Below are 23,277 nucleotides of genomic sequence, written 5' to 3'. Positions count from 1 at the left end.
GCATGGTGGGCCCGGCAGGACCGCGCGCTGACGCGGCACGCAGTTTCTCGCCCTGCGCGGTCGTGCCCATCTACAACCATGGCCGCACCATCGCGGCCACGGCCAATGCCCTCGCCGCGCACGGCCTGCCCGTCCTCATCGTGGACGATGGCTCCAATGACGAAACCCGCCGCATCCTCGACGACCTGGTCGCCGGGCGCGATGACCTGCGCCTGATCCGCCAGCCGAGCAACGGCGGCAAGGGCGTGGCCCTTTCCGCGGGGTTCCGTGCCGCCCATCAGGCCGGGTACACCCACGTGCTGCAGATCGACGCCGACGGCCAGCACGACCCGGCCGACGTGCCGCGTTTCCTGGCCGAAGCCGAGGCCGCGCCAGCCGCCATGGTCTGCGGTTGCCCGGTGTACGACGAATCGATCCCCAAGGCGCGCCTGTACGGCCGCTACCTCACGCATGCGTGCGTGTGGCTGGAAACACTGTCCTTCGACATCAAAGACTCGATGCTGGGCTACCGCCTCTACCCCCTGGCGGCGACGTGCGAGGAAATGAATCGCAAGCCCTTCCCACCGCGCATGGATTTCGACACCGAAGTGGCGGTGCGCCTGTTCTGGCGCGGCGTCCCGGTGCGCAACGTGCCGACCCGGGTCATCTACCCGGAAAACGGCCTCTCCCATTTCCGCATGTGGCGCGACAACGCCCGCATCACGGCCATGCACACCCGGCTGCTGCTGGGCATGCTGCCGCGTGCGCCGCGCCTGCTGTACCGCAAGCTCACGAGGAAAACCGCCTGATGCGTCGCCTGATCGCCCTGTTCGCCCTGCTCTGCTGCGCCAGCCTCACCGCCCATGCGCAGACGCCCCCGCTGGTCGACGACGTGCTGGCCCACCTGGGCAAGCACCAGCAGGTGCGGGCCGAGTTCACCCAGAGCCGCACCAACCCTGACCTGGCCGAGCCGCAGGTGAGCAAGGGCGACCTGCTCTTCGTCGTGGGCAAGGGCATGGTGTGGCATACCCGCGAGCCGTTCGACGACACGCTCGTGCTCACCTCGGGCGATGCCCGCCGCCTCAACGCGCAGGGCAAGCTCGAGCGCGTGCGCGACGGCAACCGTGGCGTGAGCCAGGTCTCCGGCATGCTGCAGGGCATGCTCGCGGGCAAGGCCGATGAAGCCTCGCGCCAGTTCACCATCACGGCCGAGGGCACGGTCGATGCGTGGACGCTGCATTTCGTGCCGAAGCAGGCCCGCGTGGCGCGCGTCCTGGCCGGCATCACGCTGAAGGGCGATGCGTTCCTGCAGTCCATCGACGTGAACCTCGCCAGCGGCGAGACCACCGCCATCCGCTTCGCCAGCACGCGCGACGCCGGCACGCTCACGGCGCAGGAAAGCCAGGTGCTCGGCGTCAAATGAAGGCGCAGCCGACGACGCTCCGCGCGGTGCTGTTCGCCGCGGCGTCGCTCCTCGTGTCCGCGCTGGGCGCGTGGCTGCTGTTTGGCCGGGGCGCCTCGCCGCTGCAGACCGACCTGCTGGCCATGCTGCCGGCCACCGAGCGCAACGCGCTGGCGGAAGATGCCGTGGAGCGCCTCTCGCGCGCCAGCGGCGATCGCATGATCCTGCTCGTGGCGAACAAGGACGACGATGCGGCGAAGGACGCCGCGCGCGACCTCGGCGCCGCGCTGGGCAAGGACAAGGTGTTCGCGCACGTGCTGGCCGAGCTGCCGCCGTTCGACATGGAACAACTGGTCAATCCGTTCCTGCCCTACCGCTTCCACCTCCTCACCCGCGACGACCGCGATGCGCTGTCGGCGCCCGGCTTCAACGCCGTCGATACGCTGAAGCGCCGCCTCAACGAACCCTTCGGCGCCACCGTGGGCCCGAAGCTGGGCGACGACCCGTTCGGCTGGCTGCAGCACTGGCTCGACCGCCAGCCGTGGAACCGCTCCACGCTGGTGCCCGAGGACGACCTGCTTACCGCGCACCGCGACGACACCAGCTACGTGCTGGTGGTGGCGACGCTGGATGGCTCGTCGTACGACGATGGCGTGCAGCGCCGCGCGCTGGCGGCGCTGGATGCCGCCGAGCATGAGGTCACCGCAAAGCACCCCGGCACGCAGCTGATGCGTACCGGGGCCATCTTCTACGCCGCCTCCGCCCGCGCGGGCGCGGAGCGCGACACGCACGTGGTGGGCATCACCTCCACCATCGGCATCGCGATCCTGCTGCTGTTCGTGTTCCGCTCCCTGCGCCCGCTGGGCATCGCATTCCTCTCCACAGCGCTGGGCGTGGTCGGCGCCACCGTGGCCACCATCCTCGTCTTCGGCCAGCTGCACCTGCTCACGCTGGTGTTCGGCGCGGCGCTGCTGGGCGAGGCGGTGGATTACTCCATCCAGTACCTGTGCGCGCGCGCCAATGCGGGGCCCACGTGGGAGCCCCTGCGCGGCGTGCGCCAGGTGCGCCCCGCCCTGCTGCTCGCGCTGGCCACCTCGCTGCTCGGCTACGCCCTGCTCGCCCTCGTACCCTTCCCCGCCCTGCGCCAGATGGCGGTGTTCGCCATCGCCGGCATGGCCGTCGCGTGCGCCAGCGTGTTCTGGCTGCTGCCCGCGCTGCTGCGCAAACCGGCCCACGCCCCACTGGCCACGCCGTTCGTGCGCGTCGCGCTGGCGTGGCAGCGCGTGGCCTCCGGCCGCCGTGCTTTCCTCGTCATCGGCGTGCTGGTGCTCGCCGCCATCCCGGGCTGGCTGAAGCTGGGCCACGACGACGACATCCACCTGCTCATTTCGCCGCCCGCCTCGCTCGAAGCGCAGACCAACCAGATCCGCGACATCGCCGGTTACGGCGGCGGCAGCCAGTTCTGGCTGGTGGAAGGCGATACGCCCGAAGCCGTGCTCCAGCACGAAGAAGCCCTAGCCGACCGCCTCGAAGCCGAAGGCATCGCGTGGACCGGCGTGAGCGGCATGCTGCCGTCGCAAAAGCGCCAGGCGGCCAATGCGGCCGCCGTCGCCCACGTTTTCTGTGGGGGCGCGCTCGCGCGCGATGGCTCCTGCGGCACCGCCGATCGCGCGCAAGCGCGCTCCCACATGGTGGCAGCCGGTTTCAAGGAAGCCACGGCCGATCAATACATCGCATCGTTCCCCGGCAAGCCTTTCACCCTCGACGACTGGAAGCGCGTGCCGGCGTACATGCCGTTCCAGTACCTGTGGATGGACAAGGGCAGCATCGTGGTGCCGCAGGGCGACGTCGACGTGGCGCGCATGCGCGCCATGGCGGAAGGCCTGCCCGGCGTCTCGGTCATCGACAAGCCCGCCAGCATCTCCACGCTGTTCGGCGAATACCGCGGGTTCGCCAGCGTGTGGCTGGGCGCGGCCATGCTGCTTGTTGCCGCCGCGTTCGCGTGGCGCTACGGCCGCAAGGGCGCGCTGCGCGTGCTGCTGCCGCCGCTGGCCGGCATCGTCTTCAGCGTCGCGGCGCTGGGCTACCTTGGCCAGCCGCTCACACTGTTCCACCTCATGGCACTGATGCTCGTGCTCGGCGTCGGCGCCAACTACGCCGTCTTCCTGCGCGAAGGCGAGCCCCATTCGGCGCATACGCCGGGCGCCGCCTATGCGGGCGTGCTGCTGTCGGCCGTCACCGCCCTCCTCTCGTTCGGGCTGCTCGCGTTGAGTACGATGCCCGCCTTGCAACATTTTGGGCTCACCCTGCTGCTGGGCATTGGCTTCACCGCCCTCCTCGCACCGGTGAGCGCACCTTCGCCAGCGGGACCGCAAGCATGAACACCACGGCACCGAAACGCGTCGTCGTCACCGGCATGGGCGGCATCACGCCGCTGGGCAACGACTGGGCCACGATCGAACCGCGCCTGCGCGAGTTCCGCAATGCCGTGCGCCGCATGGGCGAATGGGATTACTTCGACGCCCTGAACGGCCGCCTCGGCGTGCCCGTCGACGATTTCGCCCCGCCCGCGCACTGGTCGCGCAAGCACACGCGCTCGATGGGCCGCGTGGCGCTGCTGGCCACCGCGGCGAGCGAGCGCGCCCTGGCAGACGCCGGCCTGCTCAACGATGAAAGCATCCGCGATGGCCGCATGGGCGTGGCCTATGGCTCGTCGGGCGGCAGCATCGAGCCGGCGCGCACCGTCGGCCGCATGCTGGAAACCGGCTCGATGCAGGGCGTGACGGCCACCAGCTACATCCAGATGATGGCGCACACCACGGCGGTGAACGTCGGCGTGTTCTTCGGCCTGAAGGGCCGCGTCATCACCACCAGCAGCGCGTGCACCTCGGGCAGCCAGGCCATCGGCTACGGTTACGAGGCCATCCAGCAGGGCAAGCAGAAGCTGATGCTGTGCGGTGGCGCCGAGGAACTCTCCGGCCCCGGCGCCGCGGTGTTCGATACGCTGTTCGCCACCAGCACGCGCAACGACACCCCCGCGCTCACGCCGCGCCCGTTCGACGGCAAGCGCGACGGCCTCGTCGTGGGCGAAGGCGCCGTGACACTGGTGCTCGAGGATTACGACCACGCCGTGGCGCGCGGCGCGCGCATCTACGCGGAGGTGGTGGGCTTCGGCACGAACTCCGACGGCGCGCACATCACGCAGCCCACGCGTGAAACGATGGCCGCGGCCATGCGCATGGCGCTGGCCGACGCGGCGCTGGAGCCCTCGGCCATCGGGTATGTCAGCGCACACGGCACCGCCACCGACCGCGGCGACGTCGCCGAGAGCCACGCCACGCATGACGTGCTGGGCGGCGGCGTGCCCATCAGCTCGATGAAGAGCTACGTGGGCCACACGCTTGGCGCCTGCGGCGCGCTGGAAAGCTGGTGGGCCATCGAGATGATGCGGCACGGCTGGTTCGCGCCCACGATCAACCTCGACGCGCCGGACGCCGAATGCGCCGCGCTCGACTACGTCACGGGCGAGGGCCGCGATATCCGCACCAGCCATGTGATGAACAACAACTTCGCCTTCGGCGGCATCAACACGTCGCTGATCTTCAAGGCGCACGCTTGATGCGTCGTGTCGTCGTCACCGGCATGGGTGCCGTCTCGTGCCTGGGCGCGGGACGCGACGCCCTGTTCGAGGGCCTGCGCGCAGGCCGCGACGGCTTCCGCGACATGCCGGGCTATGCGGCGCTGGGCATGCGTTGCCGCGTGGCCGCACCTGCCGACATGGACGGCCTCGAACCGCCGCCGCGCAAGCTACGCCGCTATTTCCCCGAAGCCGCCGAGTACGCATGGCACGCCGCCCGCGAAGCGCTCGCCGAGGCAGGGCTCGATGGCACCCGCATCCGCGAGCGCGATGTAGGCCTCGTCATGGGCGCCGCCTCGGCGCTCTCCGAGTACGAAACCGGCCTCGCCACCTACCAGGCGAAGGGCTACGGCCGCATCTCGCCGTTCACCACGACCCGCACCATGGGCAGTGCCGTGGCCGCGACGTTGGTCCATGCGTTCGGCTTCGGCGGCCGCAGCTTCACCGTGGGCTCGGCCTGCACGAGCGCCACCCACGCCATCGGCCAGGCCATGGAGCTGATCCAGCTCGGCCGGCAGGAGATCGTGGTGTGCGGCGGCGCCGAAGAACTGCACGACAAGGCCTCCATGAGCTTCGACGTGATGAACGCCCTCTCGACCACCAGCGTGGCCGGCAGCCGCGTCTCCACGCCGTACGATGCCGACCGCGATGGCCTCCTCCTGGGCGGCGGCGCTGGCGTGCTGGTACTGGAATCGCTGGACCACGCCCTGGCCCGCGGCGCCACCATCCTCGCGGAACTGGCGGGCTACGGCGCGGCCTCGGATCCGGACGGCATGGTGAGCCCCAACGCCGACGGCATGGCCGAGGCCATGCACCAGGCCATCGACCTGGCCGGCGTCATCCCCGATTACGTGAACACCCACGCCTGCGCCACGGTGCAGGGCGATCTGGCCGAATGGGAGGCCCTGCGCCGCGTCTTCGGCGACCGCGGCCACGCGGTGCCGTGGATGTCGTCCATCAAGGGCCTGGTGGGCCACGCCCCGGCCGCGGCCGGCGCGCTGGACGCCATCGCGGCCATCGGCATGATCGAACGCGGCGTGCTGCTGGCCGGCGCGCCGCCGCGGCAGCTCGACGAGGCCTTTGCCGACGCGCCCCTGCTCGACGCCGACCGCGAGGCACGCGCCGACGCCGTGCTGTCCAACAGCTTCGGTTTCGGGGGAAGCTGCGCAGCGCTGGTCATCCGGCGTTACCATGAGCCCGACGCCGCCACCGACGCCTAGCCACCGACCATGCACCTCGCCGCCACCACGACGAAGCGCCGCACCGATGCCTGGGCCAGCCGCTTCGTATTCACCGCCCTCTCCTTCGCCTTCTTCGGCCTGGGCGGGCTGGTGCTGCGCGCGTTCGTGCTCCCCGTGGTGATGCACTGGCCGGCCCCCATGGAGGTGCGCCGCCGCCGCGCGCGCCGCACGGTGGGCCGGGCGTTCTGGATGCACTCCCAGTTCATGGCCCGCACGGGCGTGCTCACCTACCAGTTCGAAGGACTGGAGAAGCTCGGCCGCCCCGGCCAGATGATCGTGGCGAACCACCCCTCGCTCATCGACGTGGTGTTCATCCTCGGCCACGTGCCCGACGCCAACTGCGTCGTGAAGCACAAGCTGTGGGAGAACCCGTTCATGCGCGGCCCCGTCAGGACCGCGCAGTACATCAGCAACGACGGCAGCGCCGAGATGCTCGACCGCGCGGCCGACGTGCTGCGCGATGGCCAGACGCTCATCATCTTCCCCGAAGGCACGCGCACCACCCCGGGGGAATCACCGGTGTTCCATCGCGGTGCCGCCGCCATCGCCGTGCGTGGCGCGAAGGTCATCACGCCCGTGTTCGTTACGGTCGTGCCCACGACGCTCACCAAGGCCGAGCCGTGGTACCGCATCCCCGACCGCCGCGTGCACATGCACCTGCGCGTGGGCGATGACATCGACGTGGCCCGCTTCAGCGACGACGCGCCAGCGCCCATCGCGTCGCGCCGCATCAACGAACACCTCCATCGCCTTTACGCGAAGGAACTGCAGGCATGACCACGCCCGCGGCGGCATCCAACTCGCGCAAGCTGGCCAACCTGCTGCTCGTGGTCGTGGGCGTGCTGTACCCGTTCATCGTCTACTTCGGCAGCGACCACGTGTCGGCACCGGTCTTCGGCCTCATCCTCGGCAGCCTGTGGCTGGTGCGCGCACCCGCACTGGTGCGCCAGCCCGGGGGCAAGTGGATGCTGGCCGTGACGCTTGCCTACTGCACCGTCCTCGCGTTCGGCGGCCATGACCACCTGCTGCGCTGGTATCCGAGCCTCATCTGCGCATTGATGTTCGCCGCCTTTGCGCTGAGCCTGAAGTTCGGGCCGCCGATGATCGAGCGCTTCGCGCGCCTCATCGAGCCGGACCTGCCCCAGGCCGCGGTGCCCTACACGCGCAAGGTGACGTGGGTGTGGGTGGCGTTCTTCGCCATCAACGGCACCTGCTCCGCCCTGCTTGCCGCCTGGGGCCCGCTGAGCTGGTGGACCTTCTACAACGGCGTGCTGGCTTACGTCGCTCTCGGCACGCTCTTCGCCGTGGAATGGCTGTGCCGGCAGCGCATGCGCCGCCGCATCCGCCATGCGCCCATGAACGCCGCCGCGGCGCGCCTGGCCTCGCACCCGTGGGTCGAGGATGCGCGCGGCGGCAACGCTGGCAAGAACGCGCCCGGCATGGTCGTGGCACTCACCGCCTCCGGCCGGCTGGCCCTGCAGCGGCATGGCCGCGCCGGCGTCACCGCCGAGCTCGGCCAGCACGCGGCGGGCGATGACGCGCTGGCCACGCCGCTGGCGTGGCGCTTCGTCGAGACGATGCCCGAGGCTGCCCGCATCGACCTGCTCCTCCAGGCGCCGCTGCCACGCATCGCCGCGGTGCGCGCCGAGCGCACCGAGGGCGGCACGCACGTGCTTTCGCTCGAACTGCCGCTCGACCTCGCCTGCTTTTCGGACCACTTCCCCAATGCCCCCGTGCTGCCCGGCGTGCTGCAGATCGCGTGGGCGCTGGAGTTCGCGTCGTCGCGTTTCGGCACGCCGACGACCTGCCACGGCATGGACCAGCTGAAGTTCCAGCACCTGCTGCGCCCCGGCGATCGTGTCGCGCTTTCGCTCCGCCACGACACCACGCGCGGCCGCCTGCATTTCGCCTACCGCGTCGGCGACAAGGCCTGTTCGTCCGCGCACCTGCGCGTCGGCACCGTGGCGGGGACGGTCCATGCGCGGTAGGGGCGTGCTTGCGGCCGAGATGGACGTGGTCGTGCCTTTCTTCGACGTCGATTCGCTCGAAGTAGTGTGGCATGGGCATTACGTCAAATACCTCGAGGTGGCGCGTTGCGCCCTGCTCGACGATGTCGGCCACAACTACGTGCGCATGAAGGCCACCGGCTTCGCCTGGCCCATCATCGACCTGCAGCTGCGCTACGTGCGCGCGGCCCGGTTCGGCCAGGCCCTGCGCGTGCGCGCCGAGCTGGTGGAGTGGGAAAACCGCCTGAAGATCCATTACACCGTGAGCGACGCCGCCAGCGGCGAACGGCTCACCCGCGCCAGTACCATCCAGGTGGCCGTGCGCCTCGCCGATGGCGAGATGCAACTCGTGTCGCCTTCCGTCTTCATCCACGACGTGGAGCGCCGCCTCGCGCGCGCCAGCGGCGAACCATGAGCCAGTGGCCCATCGAGCAGCTGCTGCCCCACGCGGGCCGCATGGTGTGGCTGGACCGCGTGCTTGCCTGGGATGCGGAGCACATCACCTGCGAGCGCACCGTGCGCCGCGGCGGCCTGGAAGTGACCGCCGATGGCCTGCCCTCCTGGGCTGGCATCGAACTGATGGCCCAGGCCATCGCCGCATGGAACGGGTGCCAGGTGCTGGCGGCCGGTGGCGCCATCCGCCCGGGATTCCTGCTCGGCACGCGGGCCTATCGATCGAATACCGACCTGTTCCCGGTGGGCGCGCTGCTGCGCGTCGAAGCCACGCGCACGTTCCACGATGACGACGGCATGGCCTCGTTCGCCTGCCGCATCGTCATTGGCGATGCCGTGCAGGCCGACGCACGCCTGACCGTGTTCAGCCCGCCCGACCCGGGCCCCTTCCTCGACCCACGCAACAGCCTCGATCCCACCGGACCCACCCATGACTGAAACGATCCTCGTCACCGGCTCCAGCCGCGGCATCGGCCGCGCCATCGCGCTGGCCCTGGCCGATGCCGGCTACGACCTGGTGGTGCATTGCCGCTCGCGCCGCGACGAAGCCGAAGCCGTGCAGGCCGAGATCGAAGCAAAGGGCCGCGGCGCCCGCGTGTTGCAGTTCGACGTGGCCGACCGCGCCGCCACCGCCGCCGCGCTCGAAGCCGACGTGGCGGCGCATGGTGCGTATTACGGGGTGGTATGCAATGCGGGCCTGACGCGCGACGGCGCGTTCCCGGGCCTCACCGCCGACGACTGGGATCAGGTGCTTCGCACCAACCTCGACGGCTTCTACAACGTGCTGCATCCGCTGGTCATGCCCATGATCCGCCGCCGCGCCGCCGGCCGCATCGTCTGCATCACCTCGGTCTCGGGCATCATCGGCAACCGCGGCCAGGTGAACTACAGCGCATCGAAAGCTGGCGTCATCGGCGCGGCGAAGGCCCTGGCGGTGGAGCTGGCCAAGCGCAAGATCACCGTGAACTGCGTGGCGCCTGGGCTCATCGACACCGACATGCTCGAGCCGGAGGTGCCGGTGGAGCAGATCCTGAAGGTGATCCCCATGGAACGCAGCGGCACGCCCGAGGAAGTGGCCGCCGCCGTCCGCTTCCTGGTCAGCCCCGATGCCGGGTACATCACCCGCCAGGTGCTCGCGGTGAATGGCGGGCTCTGCTGAGGGGTTAACCTAGCCCCATGCCCAGCCTCCGCCACCTCGCCGAATCCGACCGCTTCGCCGATGTGCTGCGCGTCTTCCTGGCGCTGGCTGGCATCACGGCGTGGTGCACGTTGCGCGGGCCGCCGGCCGCCATCGTCCCCGCGCTGCTCGGCGCCATCGCCTGCGCGCTCGCGGAAACCGACGATGCCTGGCGCGGCCGCCTGCGTGGCCTCGTGGTCACCCTGGCCTGCTTCGGCCTCGCCGCCACGGCCGTGAAGGCGGCGATCGGCACGCCACTGGCCTTTGCCCCCTTGCTGGGCCTGGGCACCTTCCTCCTCGTGATGCTGGGCGCGGCCAGCGGCCGCTACGCCACCATCGCCACGGCCACGCTCATCCTCGCGGTGTACACGATGATCGCGTCGGACGCGCCCGGCGGCCGTGGGGCGGAAAGCACCTGGGCGCTGCTCGCCGGCGCCGCGTGGTACGGCCTGCTGTCGTTGCTGTGGAGCGCGATGGCGCCGCAGCGGGCGGTGCGGCATGCGCTGGCGCGCCTTTTCGAATCACTCGCCACGCTGATCGAAGCGAAGGCGGCGCAGTTCGAACCCGTGCGCGGCCTCGACCACGATGCGCTCGCACTGGCGGTGTCCCGGCGCAACCAGGCCACCGTGCAGGCGCTTACGGAGGCGCGCGTGGCCCTCATCGATCGCATCGGCCGCCGCCAGCCGCGCGGCAGGGCCGCGTCGCGCCTGGCCATGTTCTTCGTGGCGCAGGATATCCACGAGCGCATCACGTCGTCGCACTACCCCTACGACGAACTGGCCGGCGCGCTGTACCACAGCGACCTCATGTTCCGCTTCGGTCGCTTGTTGCGCCTGCAGGCGCTGGCCTGCCGCGAGCGCGCCGATGCGATCCGCCGCGTGGCGCCCCTGCGCTCCATCGCGCTGCCCCGCGCGGCACTGGAAGACCTGCGCGATGCGCTGGCGTTCCACCAGCGGACGCACCCCGCCGACGATGCCCTCGACGATGCGCTGGCCGCGTTGCTGCGGAACATGGAAAGCCTGCAGGCGCTGATCGAGGACGAGGGCAGCCTGCGCGGCGATACCGATATCGCCCTGCAGGGCAACGAACCATCGTCGCTGGGGGATGCCCTGCGCCGCGTGCGGCTGCGCCTCAACCGCCGTTCCATGCACTTTCGCCACGCCGTGCGGTTGTCCATAGGCATGCTGGCGGGCTACCTGCTGATGCAGGCACTGCACCCGCAACACGGCTACTGGATCCTCATGACCACGCTGTTCGTCTGCCAGCCCGGTTACGGCGCCACGCGGCGGCGCTTCATCCAGCGCATCGTGGGCACCACGGCTGGCCTGCTCGTGGGGTGGGCGCTGCTGCGCGCGTTACCCGGCGGCAACTGGCGGCTGCCCGTGCTTGTCGCCGCGGGCGCGGGCTTCTTCGCGTTCCGCCTGCGCCGCTATGCACTGGCCACGGGCGTCATCACGTTGTTCGTCCTGCTCTGCTTCGACCGCGTGGGCGCCGGTTACGACGCGATCGGGCCACGCCTGCTCGATACCGTGGCGGGCGCGCTCGTGGCGGCCGTGGCCATCCGCTACGTGCTGCCGGACTGGCGCGTGCGCCGCCTTGACGACCTGGTTGCCGATGCCTTGCTGGCGTACGGCCGGTACCTTCAGCAGATCGCCACGCAGTATGCCAACGGCCGGGTGGACGACCTGCCTTACCGCGTAGCGCGCCGCGATGCCCACGCCGCCCACGCCGTGGTTGCCGGCAACGTGGCCGAACTGATGGGCGAGCCGGGCCACCACCCTGCCCACGGCGAGCGCGCGCTGCGCTTGCTGACGGCGCTGCAGGCTGCCCTGTCGCATCTCTCCACGCTGGGCACGCACCGCCGGGCGCTGGCCGCCAGCGAGGCAGCCGCGGTGGATACGGCCGCGCACCGCGTCATCCTGGGGTTCGACGCCCTCGCGGAGCACCTGCGCGCGGGCACGCCAGCGCCGCCGCGCGCCACAGAGGGGCCCGCGGCCGGGCCCCTGGCCGGCAGCGAGGGCCTGCGCCTCGTCGAACGGCAGTGCCTGCTGCTGGACCGCGTACACGACCGCATCGCGGCCATGGTGCGAGGCTGATTGCTGCGTCGCGCCGTGGCTCCATGGCGCCAAACCGCTAGCATGGCGGGGTTTTCCCCGCCTTTTTCCCCGGAGTGGTACCCATGCGTCCGTTTTCCCTTGGCGAAGACCTCGACCTGCTGCGCGAAACCGTCCGCGCGTTCGCCGAGAAAGAAATCGCACCACGCGCCGACCGGATCGACCGTGAAAACGTGTTCCCGGACGATCTGTGGGCCAAGTTCGGCGAGATGGGCCTGCTCGGCATCACCATCCCCGGCGAGTACGGGGGCTCCGACCTGGGCTTCCTCGCCCACATGGTGGCCATGGAGGAAATCTCCCGCGCCTCGGCATCGGTGGGCCTCTCGTATGGCGCCCACTCGAACCTGTGCGTGCAGAACATCTACCACAACGGCACCGACGAGCAGCGCCGCAAATATCTTCCCAAGCTCGCCAGCGGCGAATGGGTGGGCGCGCTCGCCATGAGCGAGCCGGGCGCCGGCTCCGACGTGGTCGGCTCGATGAACTGCCGGGCCGAGCTGGTCGACGGCAAGTGGGTCGCCAATGGCTCCAAGATGTGGATCACCAACGGGCCCGATGCCAACGTGCTGCTGGTCTACATGCGCACCGCGCCCCGCGCCGCGGGCAGCCGCTGCATGACCGCCTTCATCGTCGAAAAGGGCATGCCCGGTTTCAGCACCGCGCAGAAGCTCGACAAGCTCGGCATGCGTGGTTCGAACACCTGCGAGCTGGTGTTCGATAACTGCGAAATCCCGGAAGAAAACATCGTCGGCGAAGTGAACGAAGGCGTGCGCGTGCTCATGAGCGGCCTCGACACCGAGCGCCTGGTGCTCTCGGGCGGCCCCATCGGCATCATGCAGGCCGCGGTGGACCTGGTGCTGCCCTACGTGCGCGAGCGCAAGCAGTTCAACGCGCCCATCGGCACCTTTGGCCTCATGCAGGGCAAGGTGGCCGACATGTACACCGCGCTGCAGTCGTCGCGTGGCTTTGCGTACATGGTGGCCCAGCAGTTCGACAACGGCGTGAAGTCGCGCATCGACCCGGCCGCGTGCCTGCTCAATGCCTCGACGAACGCGGTGCAGGTGGCCCTTGAAGCCATCCAGTCGCTCGGCGGCAACGGCTATATCAACGAGTTCCCGGCGGGCCGCCTGTTGCGCGACGCCAAGCTCTACGAGATCGGCGCCGGCACCAACGAGATCCGCCGCATGCTCATCGGCCGCGAGCTGTTCCACGGCAAGTCCTGAGCAGTTGCTGCCTGTTGTAGGAGCCCACCCCGTGGGCGACAGCTTTTCGCGAAGAGCTGTCGCCCACGGGTGTGGGCTCCTACAGTGCAGGCGGGTTACCAGGCCACCCTGACGCTAGCCGTCGCCTGCCGCGAATGGTCGCGGTCGGCGAAGCGCTGGTCGACGCCGAACGCCAGCTGCGTGCGCGAGCCGATGTCCATGCCGGCGTTGAGGCCGAACGTGGCGGCGCGACGCGACAGGCCGATGCCGTTCACCGGTGCCCACTGGGCCAGGCCCGTGTAGCGCGCCGAGAACACTTCACCGCGCGTGGCGAACGCGTTCTGCCAGCCCAGCTTCATGTCGAGGCGGAACTTGCCGTACGACGTGAGCCACGAGCTGCCGGCACGCATGCCAAGACCGGCCTGCCAGCGCGAGGTGGTGTGGCCGTCGGCCGCAAGGCCAAAGCCGTCGCCGCCCGATTCCGAGAAGCCATCACGACGGACGCTCGCGTACTGCACGTCGGCATACGGCGTGAAATCGAACGCACCCAGGTGCGTGCGGTAGCCGACCTCGCCATAGGCCACGTTGTAGCGGCCACTGTAATCAGCGCCGCTGAACGAGGCACCGGCATCGCCGAAGCGCAGCAGGCGCTGCGTATCGCCGCGGTAGCTGCCGAAGCCGAAGCGGCCCACGCCGTACCAGTTCGCGCCCTGCGTGCCCGCGTAAAGCGAACCTTCCGTCGCGCGGTTGCGCTGGCGGTCGTAGTTGCCCGACAGCTGGCCATCACTGCGCATCTGCGCCACGGCGAGACCCGCGAACCCGTTGTTACCGAGGCGCACGTCGTTGCCGACCATGCTGCCGCCGATGTTGAAGCCCACGTTGCCGAAGCCGCCGCGGCTGAGGCCACCTTGCGCATCGAGCGACTGCACCCACGCCCCGCCCTTGCCCATGGCGTCGAGGTGCTGCATCAGCGCGTCGTTGCCGGCGTCGATGCCGGCCAGCGTCACGGCCGTGCCCGCCGCGTACAACTGCCCCGAGAGCGATTCAAGCGACGCCTGTGCACTGGCGGTGGTTTGCGCCTGCTGGATGCCGCCGGCGGCGATGAGCATATTGGTGTTGATGCTGCCGGCCGCGGTGGCGCCCGGAGCCAGGCTGTTGCTGATCTGCGTCATCGCCCCGTCCACGCGCTGCGCGGACGACACCGCCGCCTGCGACTGGGCCATGGTGGAGCCGGCCACCTGCGAGATGCTGAGCGAGGTGGTATCGAGCCACACCTCGGTCGGTGCGTACTGCAGCGTGGAGGTGAGGAACACACCATTACCAAGGGTGGTGGTACCGAAAGTGCCCTGCACGCTACTGGCCGTAACCACTTGCTGGTGCGCCGTCTTCGTATAGTTCGGCACGGCGCCCGCCACGTAGAAATCGCCGGCGAGGCGTGCGGTGCCCGACACGACCAGCGGTGCGCCAAGCAGCTGCGACAAGCGCCCCGTACCGAGCATCGTGTAGTCACCGCCCACGTGCACCGATGTGGCGCCCGTGGTGATCGTGCCGCCGCTGACAAGCGGGCCACCCACGTCGCCGTTGACGACGGCGGTGGCGCCATTGACCACGTTCAGCGCACCGGGGATGGCGTGGACGGCGGTAAGCGTGGCGCCCGACATCACGCTCGTCACGCCCGTGTAGCTGTTGTTGCCAGTGAGCGTCAGCTTGCCCGCGCCCGTGACCTGCAGGCCACCCGCACCGGCGATGTCATTGCTGAAGGTGTACGCGCTACCGGCCACGTTGGCGTTGAAGTCGCCCCAGTCGAAACGCGACGGCCCCATGACGGCGCGGCCGACGTTGAGGCGGCCGTAGCCGTAAATGGCGTCCGGGCCCGGGTCGCCCAGGTCATCCGCCGTGCCCAGGATGATCTGGCGCACCGCGTTGTAATCGAAGGACGGGAACGCGCTGTGCACGACGGCCGCGGCGCCCGAAACCTGGGGCGCGGCCAGCGAGGTGCCTTCCCAGATCTGGTACGTGGCGTTGGCGGTGCTGGTGGTGGCTGCCGAGGCGACCACCACGTCGCCTGGCGCGGCGAGGCAGTAGTTCTTGGCGATGCCGCAACGGTTCGAGTACGAGGCAATCTGCGTCGGGTTGTTGCTGTCGAGGGCGACGACCGTCAGCCACCCCTGCTCCACATCAGGCGAGCGCGCGGGTAGCGCGGCGATATCGGAGGGATCGGCCCGCCCGTCGTTGCCCGCGGCGAACACGAAGAGATGCGAGCCGTTCGCCGTCAGCGACGCGTAGGCGTCGTGGAAGCTCTTGTTGGCAGCCGCGTCCGTGGCATCCCAATAGATGCCGCCCCAGGAGTTATTGAAAATGGTGGCGCCGCGCGCGGCCACGTCGGCGTTGATGGTACCGAGCGGATCGGCCGTGGTGGCCTTGTTGCCCTGGCCCGAGCCATCGTCGGTGGGGGCTTTGTCGGAGATGATGCGCGCCGAAACGATGTTCGCCGACGGCGCCACGCCGCCCGCGAAGCTGCCAAACGGGCGGCCGGCGGCGATCTCGGCCACCGCGGTGCCGTGGCCGACCACATCATCGACGTTGAGGTTGTTCACCGACGGGTCGACGTAATTCAGGTTGGCGGTGACGCGGCCGGACAACGCCGGGTGCGCGTGGGTGACGCCGGTGTCGATGACACCGATGGTCTCGCCCTGCCCGTTGAAGCCGAGCTTCTGGGCGGCCGTGGCATTGGTGAGGGAGAGCTGCGCATCGAGCGGCGGCTGCGGGGTGCTCGGCTGCGTGGGCTGCGTGGGCTGGGTGGGGTTGGTGGGTGGAACCACCACGGCGCCACCGCCGCTGTTACCGCCCTTGACACCACCGCCACCACCACCGCCACCGCATGCGGCAAGGCCAAGGCTGACGCAGACAGCCAGTGCAAGGTCGCGCTGGCGCAGGATATTCCGTCCCTTCACGTGTTTTACCCCAGAAAATTCGACATCAATGTCGCGCCGCCGCGCAAGCTGGCCCGACGGCGCCCCTGGTGCGGATCCTCGCACAAAAGGCTGCCTTGGAATGTGATCCTTGCGGCGGTGCGCATTGCCCGCTCCCGCCGCCCACTGCGATACTCCGTCGGCTACCGCCCCCCGGGGCGGCCATTCGCAGTATCCACGGAGTCCCCATGTCCGACATCGTCATCGCGGGTGCCAAGCGCACCGCCATCGGTTCCTTCCTTGGCCAGTTCACCGGCGTGCCTACGCCCGAGCTGGGTGCCGTCGCCATCAAGGCCGCCCTCGAACAGGCCGGCGTGGCCGCGGGCGACGTCAGCGAAGTGATCATGGGCTGTGTGCTCCCCGCCAACCTCGGCCAGGCGCCGGCACGCCAGGCCTCGCTCAAGGCCGGCCTGCCCACGTCGGCCGGCTGCACCACCATCAACAAGGTGTGCGGTTCCGGCATGAAGGCCATCATGCTCGCGCACGACCTCATCAAGGCCGGCTCCGCCGGGGTGGTCGTGGCCGGCGGCATGGAATCGATGACCAACGCGCCGCACATGGTCAACGCGCGCACCGGCATCCGCTACGGCGATGGCCAGCTGGTCGACCACATGGCGTGGGATGGCCTCACCAACCCCTATGACGGCAAGGCCATGGGCGTGTTTGGCGAGCAGTGCGCCGACAAATACCACTTCACGCGCGAAGAGCAGGATGCCTACGCCATCGCCTCGGTCGACCGGGCAAAAGCGGCGCAGGCGGCCGGGGCCTTCGCGGGCGAGATCGTCCCCGTCACCGTCCAGGGCCGCAAGGGTGCGCAGGATTTCGCCGAAGACGAGCAGCCGGGCCGCTCCGACACCGCGAAGATCCCCACGCTGCGCGCCGCGTTCCGCAAGGAAAACGGCACCATCACCGCCGCCAGCTCCTCCAGCATCTCCGACGGCGCGGCCGCGCTGGTGCTCATGTCGGCCGACGATGCGAAAGCCAGGGGCGCCACCCCGCTCGCCCGCGTCGTGGCGCACGCCACGCATTCGCACGAACCGGAATGGTTCACCACGGCCCCGGTGGGTGCCATCCAGAAGGTGCTCGACAAGGCCGGCTGGAAGGTCGACGACGTCGACCTGTTCGAAGTCAACGAGGCCTTCGCCGTGGTGCCCATGGCGGTGATGCGTGAGCTCGGGGTCGGCCACGACAAGCTCAACGTCAATGGCGGTGCCTGTGCGCTGGGGCATCCGATCGGTGCCAGCGGCGCACGCATCGTGGTCACTCTTCTCAATGCGTTGACGGTTCGTGGGGCAAAAAGGGGCGTCGCCTCGCTTTGCATCGGTGGCGGCGAGGCAACGGCGATCGCCATCGAACTGGCGTGAAGACGATGTCGAGGTGCCTGGCACGTTTTAGCGCCAGCATCACGCGGTTTGCATGGCGTTTAACGCGCCCTGAAGCCAACCGCGGCGATTGCTGGCGATGCCCAGGTAACTGAGCTATTAATGTGCCCGCCTAACGGCATTCCACGGCTAAGGAGAACCACAATGAATTTCACGCGTACCCTTCTCGCCTCCGGGCTCGTCGCACTTCTGGCAGCTTGCAGCAACGGCGCGCAGGATTCCGCGCAGGATGCACAGAAGTCCGCGGCCGATGCCCAGCAGCAGGCTGACAAGGCCCAGCAGGCGGCCGACCAGTCGCAGAACGCGGCCACGAACCAGGCGGCCGACCAGGCCCAGCAGTCGGCTGACCAGGCGAAGGACGCCGCTGCCCAGGCCAGCAACGCCGCTTCGGCCTCCACCGCTGGCGGCGCCAGCGACGCGACCAAGGATGCGGCCGCCAATGCCGCCGACCAGGCCGACAAGTCGGCTGACCAGGCGAAGGATGCCGCTTCCAACGCCGACAGCGCGAAGGACGACACCAAGAAGTAAGCCCAGCGGGCCTGCTTCGCACCAAGACGGCCACCCTCGCGGTGGCCGTTTTTTTGCCCTGCCGCAGCGCAGCGTTTGCACCGGCCACCCCGCCGTTATGATGGTGGTTTGGCCCGTCCGCGATCCGCCCCCATGCCTATCCTCTCGTCGCAGCTCGATACCCGTTCCCCGGAGTTCCAGGCCGCCAGCGAGCGCCTCCGCGCGCTAACCCGTGATTTGCACGAGACGCTGAAACGCACGGCGGAAGGCGGCGGTGCGAAGGCACGCGATAAACACGTCGCCCGCGGCAAGCTGCTGCCGCGCGAACGCATCCGTGCGTTGCTCGACCCCAGCTCGCCATTCCTCGAGCTTGCGCCGCTCGCCGCACACGGCATGTACGACGATGCCGCGCCCGCCGCGGGCGTCATCGCGGGCATCGGCCGCGTCATGGGCCAGGAAGTGGTGGTACTGGCCAACGACGCCACGGTCAAGGGCGGCACTTACTTCCCCATGACGGTGAAGAAGCACCTGCGCGCGCAGGAGGTGGCGATGGAGAACCGCCTGCCGTGCATCTACCTCGTCGATTCCGGTGGCGCGTTCCTGCCGCTGCAGGACGAGGTGTTCCCCGATCGCGAGCATTTCGGTCGCATCTTCTACAACCAGGCCCGCATGAGCGCGCAGGGTATCCCGCAGATCGCCGTGGTCATGGGCTCGTGCACCGCCGGTGGCGCGTACGTGCCCGCCATGAGCGATGAAACCATCATCGTGCGCGAACAGGGCACCATCTTCCTGGGCGGCCCGCCGCTGGTGAAGGCCGCCACGGGCGAAGTGGTGGATGCCGAGGCCCTGGGCGGTGCCGACGTGCACACTTCGGTCTCTGGCGTGGCCGACCACTTCGCCGAAAACGATGCCCACGCGCTGGCCATCGCCCGCGACATCGTCGGCTCGCTGAACCGCGTGAAAGCCATGCCGCTCGCCGTGCGCGCACCGCTCGAGCCGCGTTTCGCCGCCGAAGAACTGTACGGGGTCATCCCGGAAGATACGCGCCGCCCGTTCGATATCCACGAGGTCATCGCACGCATCGTCGACGATTCCGAGTTCCACGAGTTCAAGGCGCGCTACGGGAAGACGCTGGTCACCGGCTTCGCGCATATCCACGGCTACCCCGTGGGCATCATCGCCAACAACGGCATCCTGTTCGGCGAGAGTGCGCAGAAAGGCGCGCACTTCATCGAGCTGTGCAACCAGCGCAACGTTCCCCTGGTGTTCCTGCAGAACATCACCGGCTTCATGGTTGGCCGCAAGTACGAAAACGCGGGCATCGCGAAGGATGGCGCGAAGATGGTCACGGCGGTGGCCTGTTCGCACGTGCCCAAGTTCACCGTCGTCATCGGCGGCTCGTTCGGCGCGGGCAACTACGCCATGTGCGGCCGCGCGTACGGCGCCCGCTTCCTGTGGATGTGGCCCAATGCGCGTATCAGCGTCATGGGTGGCGAACAGGCCGCCTCGGTGCTGGCCACGGTGCGCCGCGATGGCATCGAGGCCGGCGGCGGCACCTGGAGCGCCGACGACGAGGAGGCCTTCAAGGCGCCGGTACGCGACCAGTACGAGCGCCAGGGCCATCCTTACTACGCCAGTGCGCGCCTGTGGGACGACGGCATCATCGACCCCGCCGACACCCGCCGGGTGCTGGGCCTGGCCCTTTCCGCCTCCATGAACGCCCCCATCGAGCAGGGCCGTTTCGGCGTCTTCCGCATGTAAGGCAACCCTTGTGGGAGCGCGCTTGCGCGCGATGGCTCTTCCGCCGGCACCCATCGCGCGCAAGCGCGCTCCCACAGGGCTTTCGCGGGCGTGATACCCTCGCCGGTCCTATGTCCGACACCTTCGACCGCGCGGCCCCTGAAGTCTTCACGCCCTCTGGCCTGAACCGGCTGGTGCGCGACCTGCTGGAAGACGCCCTGCCCATGGGCGTCTGGATCGAAGGCGAGTTATCGAACGTGGCGCGGCCCGCGTCGGGGCATGTCTACTTCACCCTGAAGGATGCCAACGCCCAGGTGCGTTGTGCCATGTTCCGCATGGCCGCCGCGCGCCTGCGTTTCCGTCCCGTCGATGGCATGCATGTGCTCATGCGCGCCAAGGTGGGCCTGTACGAAGCGCGTGGCGAGTTCCAGCTCGTGGCCGAGCACATGGAACCGGCGGGCGAAGGCGCCTTGCAACGGGAGTTCGAGCAGCTGAAAGCCAGGCTCGGCGCCGAGGGCTTGTTCGACGCCGACCACAAACGCCCCCTGCCTCCGTTCCCGGGCCGCATCGGCGTCATCACCTCGCCCTCCGGCGCGGCCATCCGCGACGTGCTCAGCGTGCTTGGCCGCCGCCTGCGCCTGGCGGAGGTCGACGTGTTACCCGTGCCCGTACAGGGGCGCGAGGCGCCGCCAGCGATCGCCGCCATGCTGAAGCGCGCGTCCGCCAGCGGGCGTTACGACGTATTGCTGGTGACCCGCGGCGGCGGCTCGCTCGAAGATCTGTGGGCCTTCAACGACGAGCAGGTGGCGCGCGCCATCTACGCCAGCGACGTGCCCGTCGTATCGGCCGTGGGCCACGAAGTGGACTTCACCATCGCCGATTTCGTCGCCGACCTGCGTGCGGCCACGCCCTCGGCGGCGGCCGAGCTGCTTGTCCCCGACGGTGCCGACCTTGCCCGCCAGCTCGGGCGCCTGCGCCAGCGCATGGCCACGCTGGCCACGCGGCGCCTGCAATCGTCGGCCCAACGCGTCGACCACCTGCACGCCCGCCTCAACGCGCAGCGGCCGCAGGCGCGCCTCGCCCGCGATGCGCAGCGCCTGGAGGCGCTGCGTCGCCGGCTGCATGGCGCCATCTCCCAGTCGAATGCCCTGCGCCGTGCACGGCTCGATCGCCTGCAGGCCCGCCTGGCCGCCCAGCATCCGCGGCTGCGCCTGGTGCCCATGGAGGCCCGCATCGCGCAGCTTCGCCAGCGCCTTGGCACCAGCATGGCGCGGCGCCTGGAGCGCGACCGCCAGCGCGTGCAGGAGCAGGGCCGCACGCTGCACGCGGTGAGCCCGCTGGCGACGCTGGAGCGCGGCTATGCCATCGTGTTCGACCAGCGCGACGCGGTGGTGCGCCGCGAAGGCGATGTCGCCATCGGCGAGCGCGTGCGCGTCATGCTGGCCGAAGGCGAGCTGCGCCTCACGCGCGAAGGCTGATCACGAGGGCACGAAGCGCAGGTGGCCCACGGGGCCGCGCGGCGCGGCGCCATCGGAGGGGTGGTTGACGCCATCCATCACGGGCACGTCGTCGAAATCGAACGGGCTGAGGCCCTCCAGGCACGCGACGTTCACCCCGAACTCGCCGACGTTGGAGCGGCGCTGGTGGAACGTGTAGATGCCGCACTTCGAGCAGAAGTAGTGCTTCGCCGTCATCGAGTTGAACTGGTACAGGGTGAGTGTGTCCTCGCCCTGCTCGATGGTGATGCCCCCCACGGGCGCGGAGACCACCACGGCGCCGCGCATGCGGCAATACGAACAGTTGCAGCGGCGGGCCGACGCCAGGCCCTTCACCAGTTGGGCGGTAAAGCGCACGCTGCCGCAATGGCACTGGCCGCGGGCTTCGGTGATCTCGGTATCCAGGGGCATGGGGGTCTCCTCGGGCGATCTATGCACTCTAGGCCCCTTCCCGGCACGCGGCAAACCGCCTCACGACAACTGAACGCCAACGGCTGGATCATGGGCGGCAACGCTGGCAACGAGGGCCCTGCCCATGCTCGAGAAGAGCTACCCCTATTACCTCGCCAACAAAGCCGTGAAGGCCAAGGCGAAACTCGACGTCATCGACAAGTACACGGGCAAGGTGGCCACGCGCGTGGCGATGCCCGATGCCGCCGCGCTGGAGAAAGCGATCGCCGCCGCCACCGCGGCCGCCGGCCCGATGAAAGCGTTCCGCCCCTGGCAACGCCAGGCCGTGCTGGAGCACTGCGTCGCGCGTTTCCGCGAGCGCAAGGACGAGCTGGCTTATGCGCTATGCGTGGAAGCGGGCAAGCCCATCAACGATGCGCATGGCGAGGTCACCCGCCTCATCGAGACGTTCAAGATCGCCGCCGAAGAAGCCGTGCGCATCAACGGCGAGACCATCAACCTCGAGATCTCGGCACGGGCCAACGGTTACCAGGGCTTCACCCGCAAGGTGCCCCTGGGCCCCGTCTCGTTCATCACGCCGTTCAACTTCCCGCTGAACCTCGTGGCGCACAAAGTGGCGCCGGCCATCGCCGCGGGCTGCCCCTTCGTGCTCAAGCCGTCGGAGCGCACGCCACTTGGCGCGCTGATCATTGGCGAGATCCTCGCCGAGACTGACCTGCCCAAGGGCGCGTTCTCGGTGTTGCCGCTCGACGGCAAGGCGGCCGGGGCGCTGGTGACCGACCCGCGGCTGAAGCTGCTGTCGTTCACCGGTGGGCTCATCGGCTGGGACCTGAAAGCCAGGGCCGGCCACAAGAAGGTGACGCTGGAACTGGGTGGCAACGCCGCGTGCATCGTCGATGCCGACCAGGCCGACCGCCTCGACGCCGTCGTCGACCGGCTCGTGTTCGGCGCTTTCTACCAGTCGGGCCAAAGCTGCATCAGCGTGCAACGGATCCTCGTGCACGACGATGTCTACGACGCGCTGAAGAAGAAGCTCGTGGCCAAGGTGAAGACCCTGAAGGCGGGCGACCCAAAAAAGAAGAGCACCTTCCTCGGCCCCATGATCGACGAGGCGGCTGCCGAGCGTCTCGAAGGCTGGGTAGCGGAGGCGCGCAAGGCCGGCGCCCGCGTGCTGTGCGGTGGCGGGCGCAAGGGTGCGATGCTCGAAGCCACGCTGCTCGAGAACGTGCCTGCCGATGCGAAGCTGCAGCGCATGGAAGCGTTCGGCCCCGTGGCGCTGCTCCAGCGCTTCATGACGTTCGACGAGGCCGTGGCCTTCGCCAACGATTCGGATTTCGGCCTGCAGGCCGGCGTGTTCACCAACGACCTGCGCCACGCCATGCAGGCGTGGGAGGCATTGGATACCGGCGGCGTCATCGTCAACGACGTGCCCAGCTTCCGCGTCGACAACATGCCCTACGGCGGCGCCAAGTCGTCGGGCATCGGCCGCGAGGGCGTGCGCTACGCCATCGATGACATGAGCGAGCTCCGGCTCATGGTGATGCGCGAGGTGTAGGCC

At 69.4% G+C, this 23,277-nt stretch carries 19 protein-coding genes; 17 read left to right on the top strand and 2 right to left on the bottom strand.

Going from position 1 to position 23,277, the window contains the following annotated elements:
• Positions 1-2: 2 nt before the first annotated feature.
• The 12 genes from VI08_RS17495 to VI08_RS17440 all read left to right on the top strand — a co-directional run bounded on the left by VI08_RS17495 (position 3) and on the right by VI08_RS17440 (position 13,232).
• Positions 3-788: a glycosyltransferase family 2 protein gene (locus VI08_RS17495; protein WP_045830912.1), complete on the top strand. Its 786-nt coding sequence runs from the start codon at positions 3-5 to the stop codon at positions 786-788.
• Positions 788-1,402 carry a LolA family protein gene (locus tag VI08_RS17490; protein ID WP_045830911.1) on the top strand — a complete coding sequence of 205 codons (615 nt, stop codon included), beginning with the start codon at positions 788-790 and terminating at the stop codon, positions 1,400-1,402. The genes VI08_RS17495 and VI08_RS17490 overlap by 1 nt, the downstream gene beginning before the upstream one ends.
• Positions 1,399-3,762 (top strand): MMPL family transporter, encoded by a 2,364-nt coding sequence (locus VI08_RS17485; RefSeq protein WP_045830910.1) that lies wholly within the window; start codon positions 1,399-1,401, stop codon positions 3,760-3,762. Before VI08_RS17490 ends, VI08_RS17485 begins: the two co-directional genes overlap by 4 nt.
• Complete coding sequence (locus tag VI08_RS17480; RefSeq protein ID WP_045830909.1) at positions 3,759-5,000, top strand: beta-ketoacyl-ACP synthase; 1,242 nt, start codon at positions 3,759-3,761, stop codon at positions 4,998-5,000. Before VI08_RS17485 ends, VI08_RS17480 begins: the two co-directional genes overlap by 4 nt.
• Positions 5,000-6,238: a beta-ketoacyl-[acyl-carrier-protein] synthase family protein gene (locus tag VI08_RS17475; RefSeq protein ID WP_045830908.1), complete on the top strand. Its 1,239-nt coding sequence runs from the start codon at positions 5,000-5,002 to the stop codon at positions 6,236-6,238. Before VI08_RS17480 ends, VI08_RS17475 begins: the two co-directional genes overlap by 1 nt.
• A gap of 9 nt (positions 6,239-6,247) precedes the next feature.
• A complete protein-coding gene (locus VI08_RS17470; RefSeq protein WP_045830907.1) occupies positions 6,248-7,036 on the top strand; it encodes a lysophospholipid acyltransferase family protein in 789 nt (262 codons plus the stop codon).
• On the top strand, positions 7,033-8,247 hold the full coding sequence (locus VI08_RS22295) for a hypothetical protein (RefSeq protein WP_232309585.1): 1,215 nt from the start codon (positions 7,033-7,035) through the stop codon (positions 8,245-8,247). Before VI08_RS17470 ends, VI08_RS22295 begins: the two co-directional genes overlap by 4 nt.
• Positions 8,237-8,680 (top strand): acyl-CoA thioesterase, encoded by a 444-nt coding sequence (locus VI08_RS17460; protein WP_045830906.1) that lies wholly within the window; start codon positions 8,237-8,239, stop codon positions 8,678-8,680. The genes VI08_RS22295 and VI08_RS17460 overlap by 11 nt, the downstream gene beginning before the upstream one ends.
• A complete protein-coding gene (locus tag VI08_RS17455) occupies positions 8,677-9,156 on the top strand; it encodes a hotdog family protein (RefSeq protein ID WP_045830905.1) in 480 nt (159 codons plus the stop codon). The genes VI08_RS17460 and VI08_RS17455 overlap by 4 nt, the downstream gene beginning before the upstream one ends.
• The gene (gene fabG / locus VI08_RS17450; RefSeq protein ID WP_045830904.1) at positions 9,149-9,877 is read left to right on the top strand and encodes a 3-oxoacyl-ACP reductase FabG; all 729 of its coding nucleotides are present in this window, start codon (positions 9,149-9,151) and stop codon (positions 9,875-9,877) included. Before VI08_RS17455 ends, fabG begins: the two co-directional genes overlap by 8 nt.
• A 17-nt stretch (positions 9,878-9,894) precedes the next feature.
• On the top strand, positions 9,895-11,991 hold the full coding sequence (gene yccS / locus VI08_RS17445; RefSeq protein WP_052698039.1) for a YccS family putative transporter: 2,097 nt from the start codon (positions 9,895-9,897) through the stop codon (positions 11,989-11,991).
• A gap of 83 nt (positions 11,992-12,074) precedes the next feature.
• Positions 12,075-13,232, top strand: a complete 1,158-nt coding sequence (locus VI08_RS17440) for an isovaleryl-CoA dehydrogenase (protein ID WP_045830903.1) — start codon at positions 12,075-12,077, stop codon at positions 13,230-13,232.
• A 95-nt stretch (positions 13,233-13,327) separates the two neighbouring features.
• Here VI08_RS17440 and VI08_RS17435 read toward each other — a convergent pair whose 3' ends face one another.
• A complete protein-coding gene (locus VI08_RS17435) occupies positions 13,328-16,165 on the bottom strand; it encodes an autotransporter serine protease (RefSeq protein ID WP_052698038.1) in 2,838 nt (945 codons plus the stop codon).
• A gap of 206 nt (positions 16,166-16,371) precedes the next feature.
• Here VI08_RS17435 and VI08_RS17430 point away from each other — a divergent pair, with 206 nt between their 5' ends.
• The 4 genes from VI08_RS17430 (at position 16,372) to xseA (ending at position 21,290) form a co-directional block, all read left to right on the top strand.
• Positions 16,372-17,547 (top strand): thiolase family protein, encoded by a 1,176-nt coding sequence (locus tag VI08_RS17430; protein WP_045830902.1) that lies wholly within the window; start codon positions 16,372-16,374, stop codon positions 17,545-17,547.
• A 162-nt stretch (positions 17,548-17,709) separates the two neighbouring features.
• Positions 17,710-18,093, top strand: a complete 384-nt coding sequence (locus VI08_RS17425; RefSeq protein WP_045830901.1) for a hypothetical protein — start codon at positions 17,710-17,712, stop codon at positions 18,091-18,093.
• Positions 18,094-18,225: 132 nt separating this feature from the next.
• Entirely contained in the window at positions 18,226-19,833 is a 1,608-nt protein-coding gene (locus tag VI08_RS17420) for a carboxyl transferase domain-containing protein (protein WP_045830900.1), read from the top strand.
• A gap of 110 nt (positions 19,834-19,943) precedes the next feature.
• Positions 19,944-21,290, top strand: coding sequence for an exodeoxyribonuclease VII large subunit (gene xseA / locus VI08_RS17415; RefSeq protein WP_045830899.1), 1,347 nt, complete (start codon positions 19,944-19,946; stop codon positions 21,288-21,290).
• On the opposite strand, the gene VI08_RS17410 is transcribed toward xseA, so the two are convergent.
• A complete protein-coding gene (locus VI08_RS17410) occupies positions 21,291-21,719 on the bottom strand; it encodes a GFA family protein (RefSeq protein ID WP_198148990.1) in 429 nt (142 codons plus the stop codon).
• Between the two features lie 124 nt (positions 21,720-21,843).
• On the opposite strand from VI08_RS17410, the gene VI08_RS17405 reads away from it, so the two are divergent.
• Positions 21,844-23,274: an aldehyde dehydrogenase family protein gene (locus tag VI08_RS17405; RefSeq protein ID WP_045830898.1), complete on the top strand. Its 1,431-nt coding sequence runs from the start codon at positions 21,844-21,846 to the stop codon at positions 23,272-23,274.
• The last annotated feature ends 3 nt before the right edge of the window (positions 23,275-23,277 follow it).

It is taken from the genome of Luteibacter yeojuensis, from assembly GCF_000964085.1.
Classification (GTDB): Bacteria; Pseudomonadota; Gammaproteobacteria; order Xanthomonadales; family Rhodanobacteraceae; genus Luteibacter; species Luteibacter yeojuensis_A.
The sequence above is the reverse complement of the archived record's forward strand: the minus strand, read 5'-3'. Positions and strand labels throughout refer to the sequence as shown.

Bases quoted from the DNA above. Each gene is read 5' to 3' on its own strand.
- VI08_RS17495 (WP_045830912.1), top strand. From the start codon at position 3: ATGGTGGGCCCGGCAGGACCGCGCGCTGACGCGGCACGCAGTTTCTCG.
- VI08_RS17490 (WP_045830911.1), top strand. From the start codon at position 788: ATGCGTCGCCTGATCGCCCTGTTCGCCCTGCTCTGCTGCGCCAGCCTC.
- VI08_RS17485 (WP_045830910.1), top strand. From the start codon at position 1,399: ATGAAGGCGCAGCCGACGACGCTCCGCGCGGTGCTGTTCGCCGCGGCG.
- VI08_RS17480 (WP_045830909.1), top strand. From the start codon at position 3,759: ATGAACACCACGGCACCGAAACGCGTCGTCGTCACCGGCATGGGCGGC.
- VI08_RS17475 (WP_045830908.1), top strand. From the start codon at position 5,000: ATGCGTCGTGTCGTCGTCACCGGCATGGGTGCCGTCTCGTGCCTGGGC.
- VI08_RS17470 (WP_045830907.1), top strand. From the start codon at position 6,248: ATGCACCTCGCCGCCACCACGACGAAGCGCCGCACCGATGCCTGGGCC.
- VI08_RS22295 (WP_232309585.1), top strand. From the start codon at position 7,033: ATGACCACGCCCGCGGCGGCATCCAACTCGCGCAAGCTGGCCAACCTG.
- VI08_RS17460 (WP_045830906.1), top strand. From the start codon at position 8,237: ATGCGCGGTAGGGGCGTGCTTGCGGCCGAGATGGACGTGGTCGTGCCT.
- VI08_RS17455 (WP_045830905.1), top strand. From the start codon at position 8,677: ATGAGCCAGTGGCCCATCGAGCAGCTGCTGCCCCACGCGGGCCGCATG.
- fabG (WP_045830904.1), top strand. From the start codon at position 9,149: ATGACTGAAACGATCCTCGTCACCGGCTCCAGCCGCGGCATCGGCCGC.
- yccS (WP_052698039.1), top strand. From the start codon at position 9,895: ATGCCCAGCCTCCGCCACCTCGCCGAATCCGACCGCTTCGCCGATGTG.
- VI08_RS17440 (WP_045830903.1), top strand. From the start codon at position 12,075: ATGCGTCCGTTTTCCCTTGGCGAAGACCTCGACCTGCTGCGCGAAACC.
- VI08_RS17430 (WP_045830902.1), top strand. From the start codon at position 16,372: ATGTCCGACATCGTCATCGCGGGTGCCAAGCGCACCGCCATCGGTTCC.
- VI08_RS17425 (WP_045830901.1), top strand. From the start codon at position 17,710: ATGAATTTCACGCGTACCCTTCTCGCCTCCGGGCTCGTCGCACTTCTG.
- VI08_RS17420 (WP_045830900.1), top strand. From the start codon at position 18,226: ATGCCTATCCTCTCGTCGCAGCTCGATACCCGTTCCCCGGAGTTCCAG.
- xseA (WP_045830899.1), top strand. From the start codon at position 19,944: ATGTCCGACACCTTCGACCGCGCGGCCCCTGAAGTCTTCACGCCCTCT.
- VI08_RS17410 (WP_198148990.1), bottom strand. From the start codon at position 21,719: ATGCCCCTGGATACCGAGATCACCGAAGCCCGCGGCCAGTGCCATTGC.
- VI08_RS17405 (WP_045830898.1), top strand. From the start codon at position 21,844: ATGCTCGAGAAGAGCTACCCCTATTACCTCGCCAACAAAGCCGTGAAG.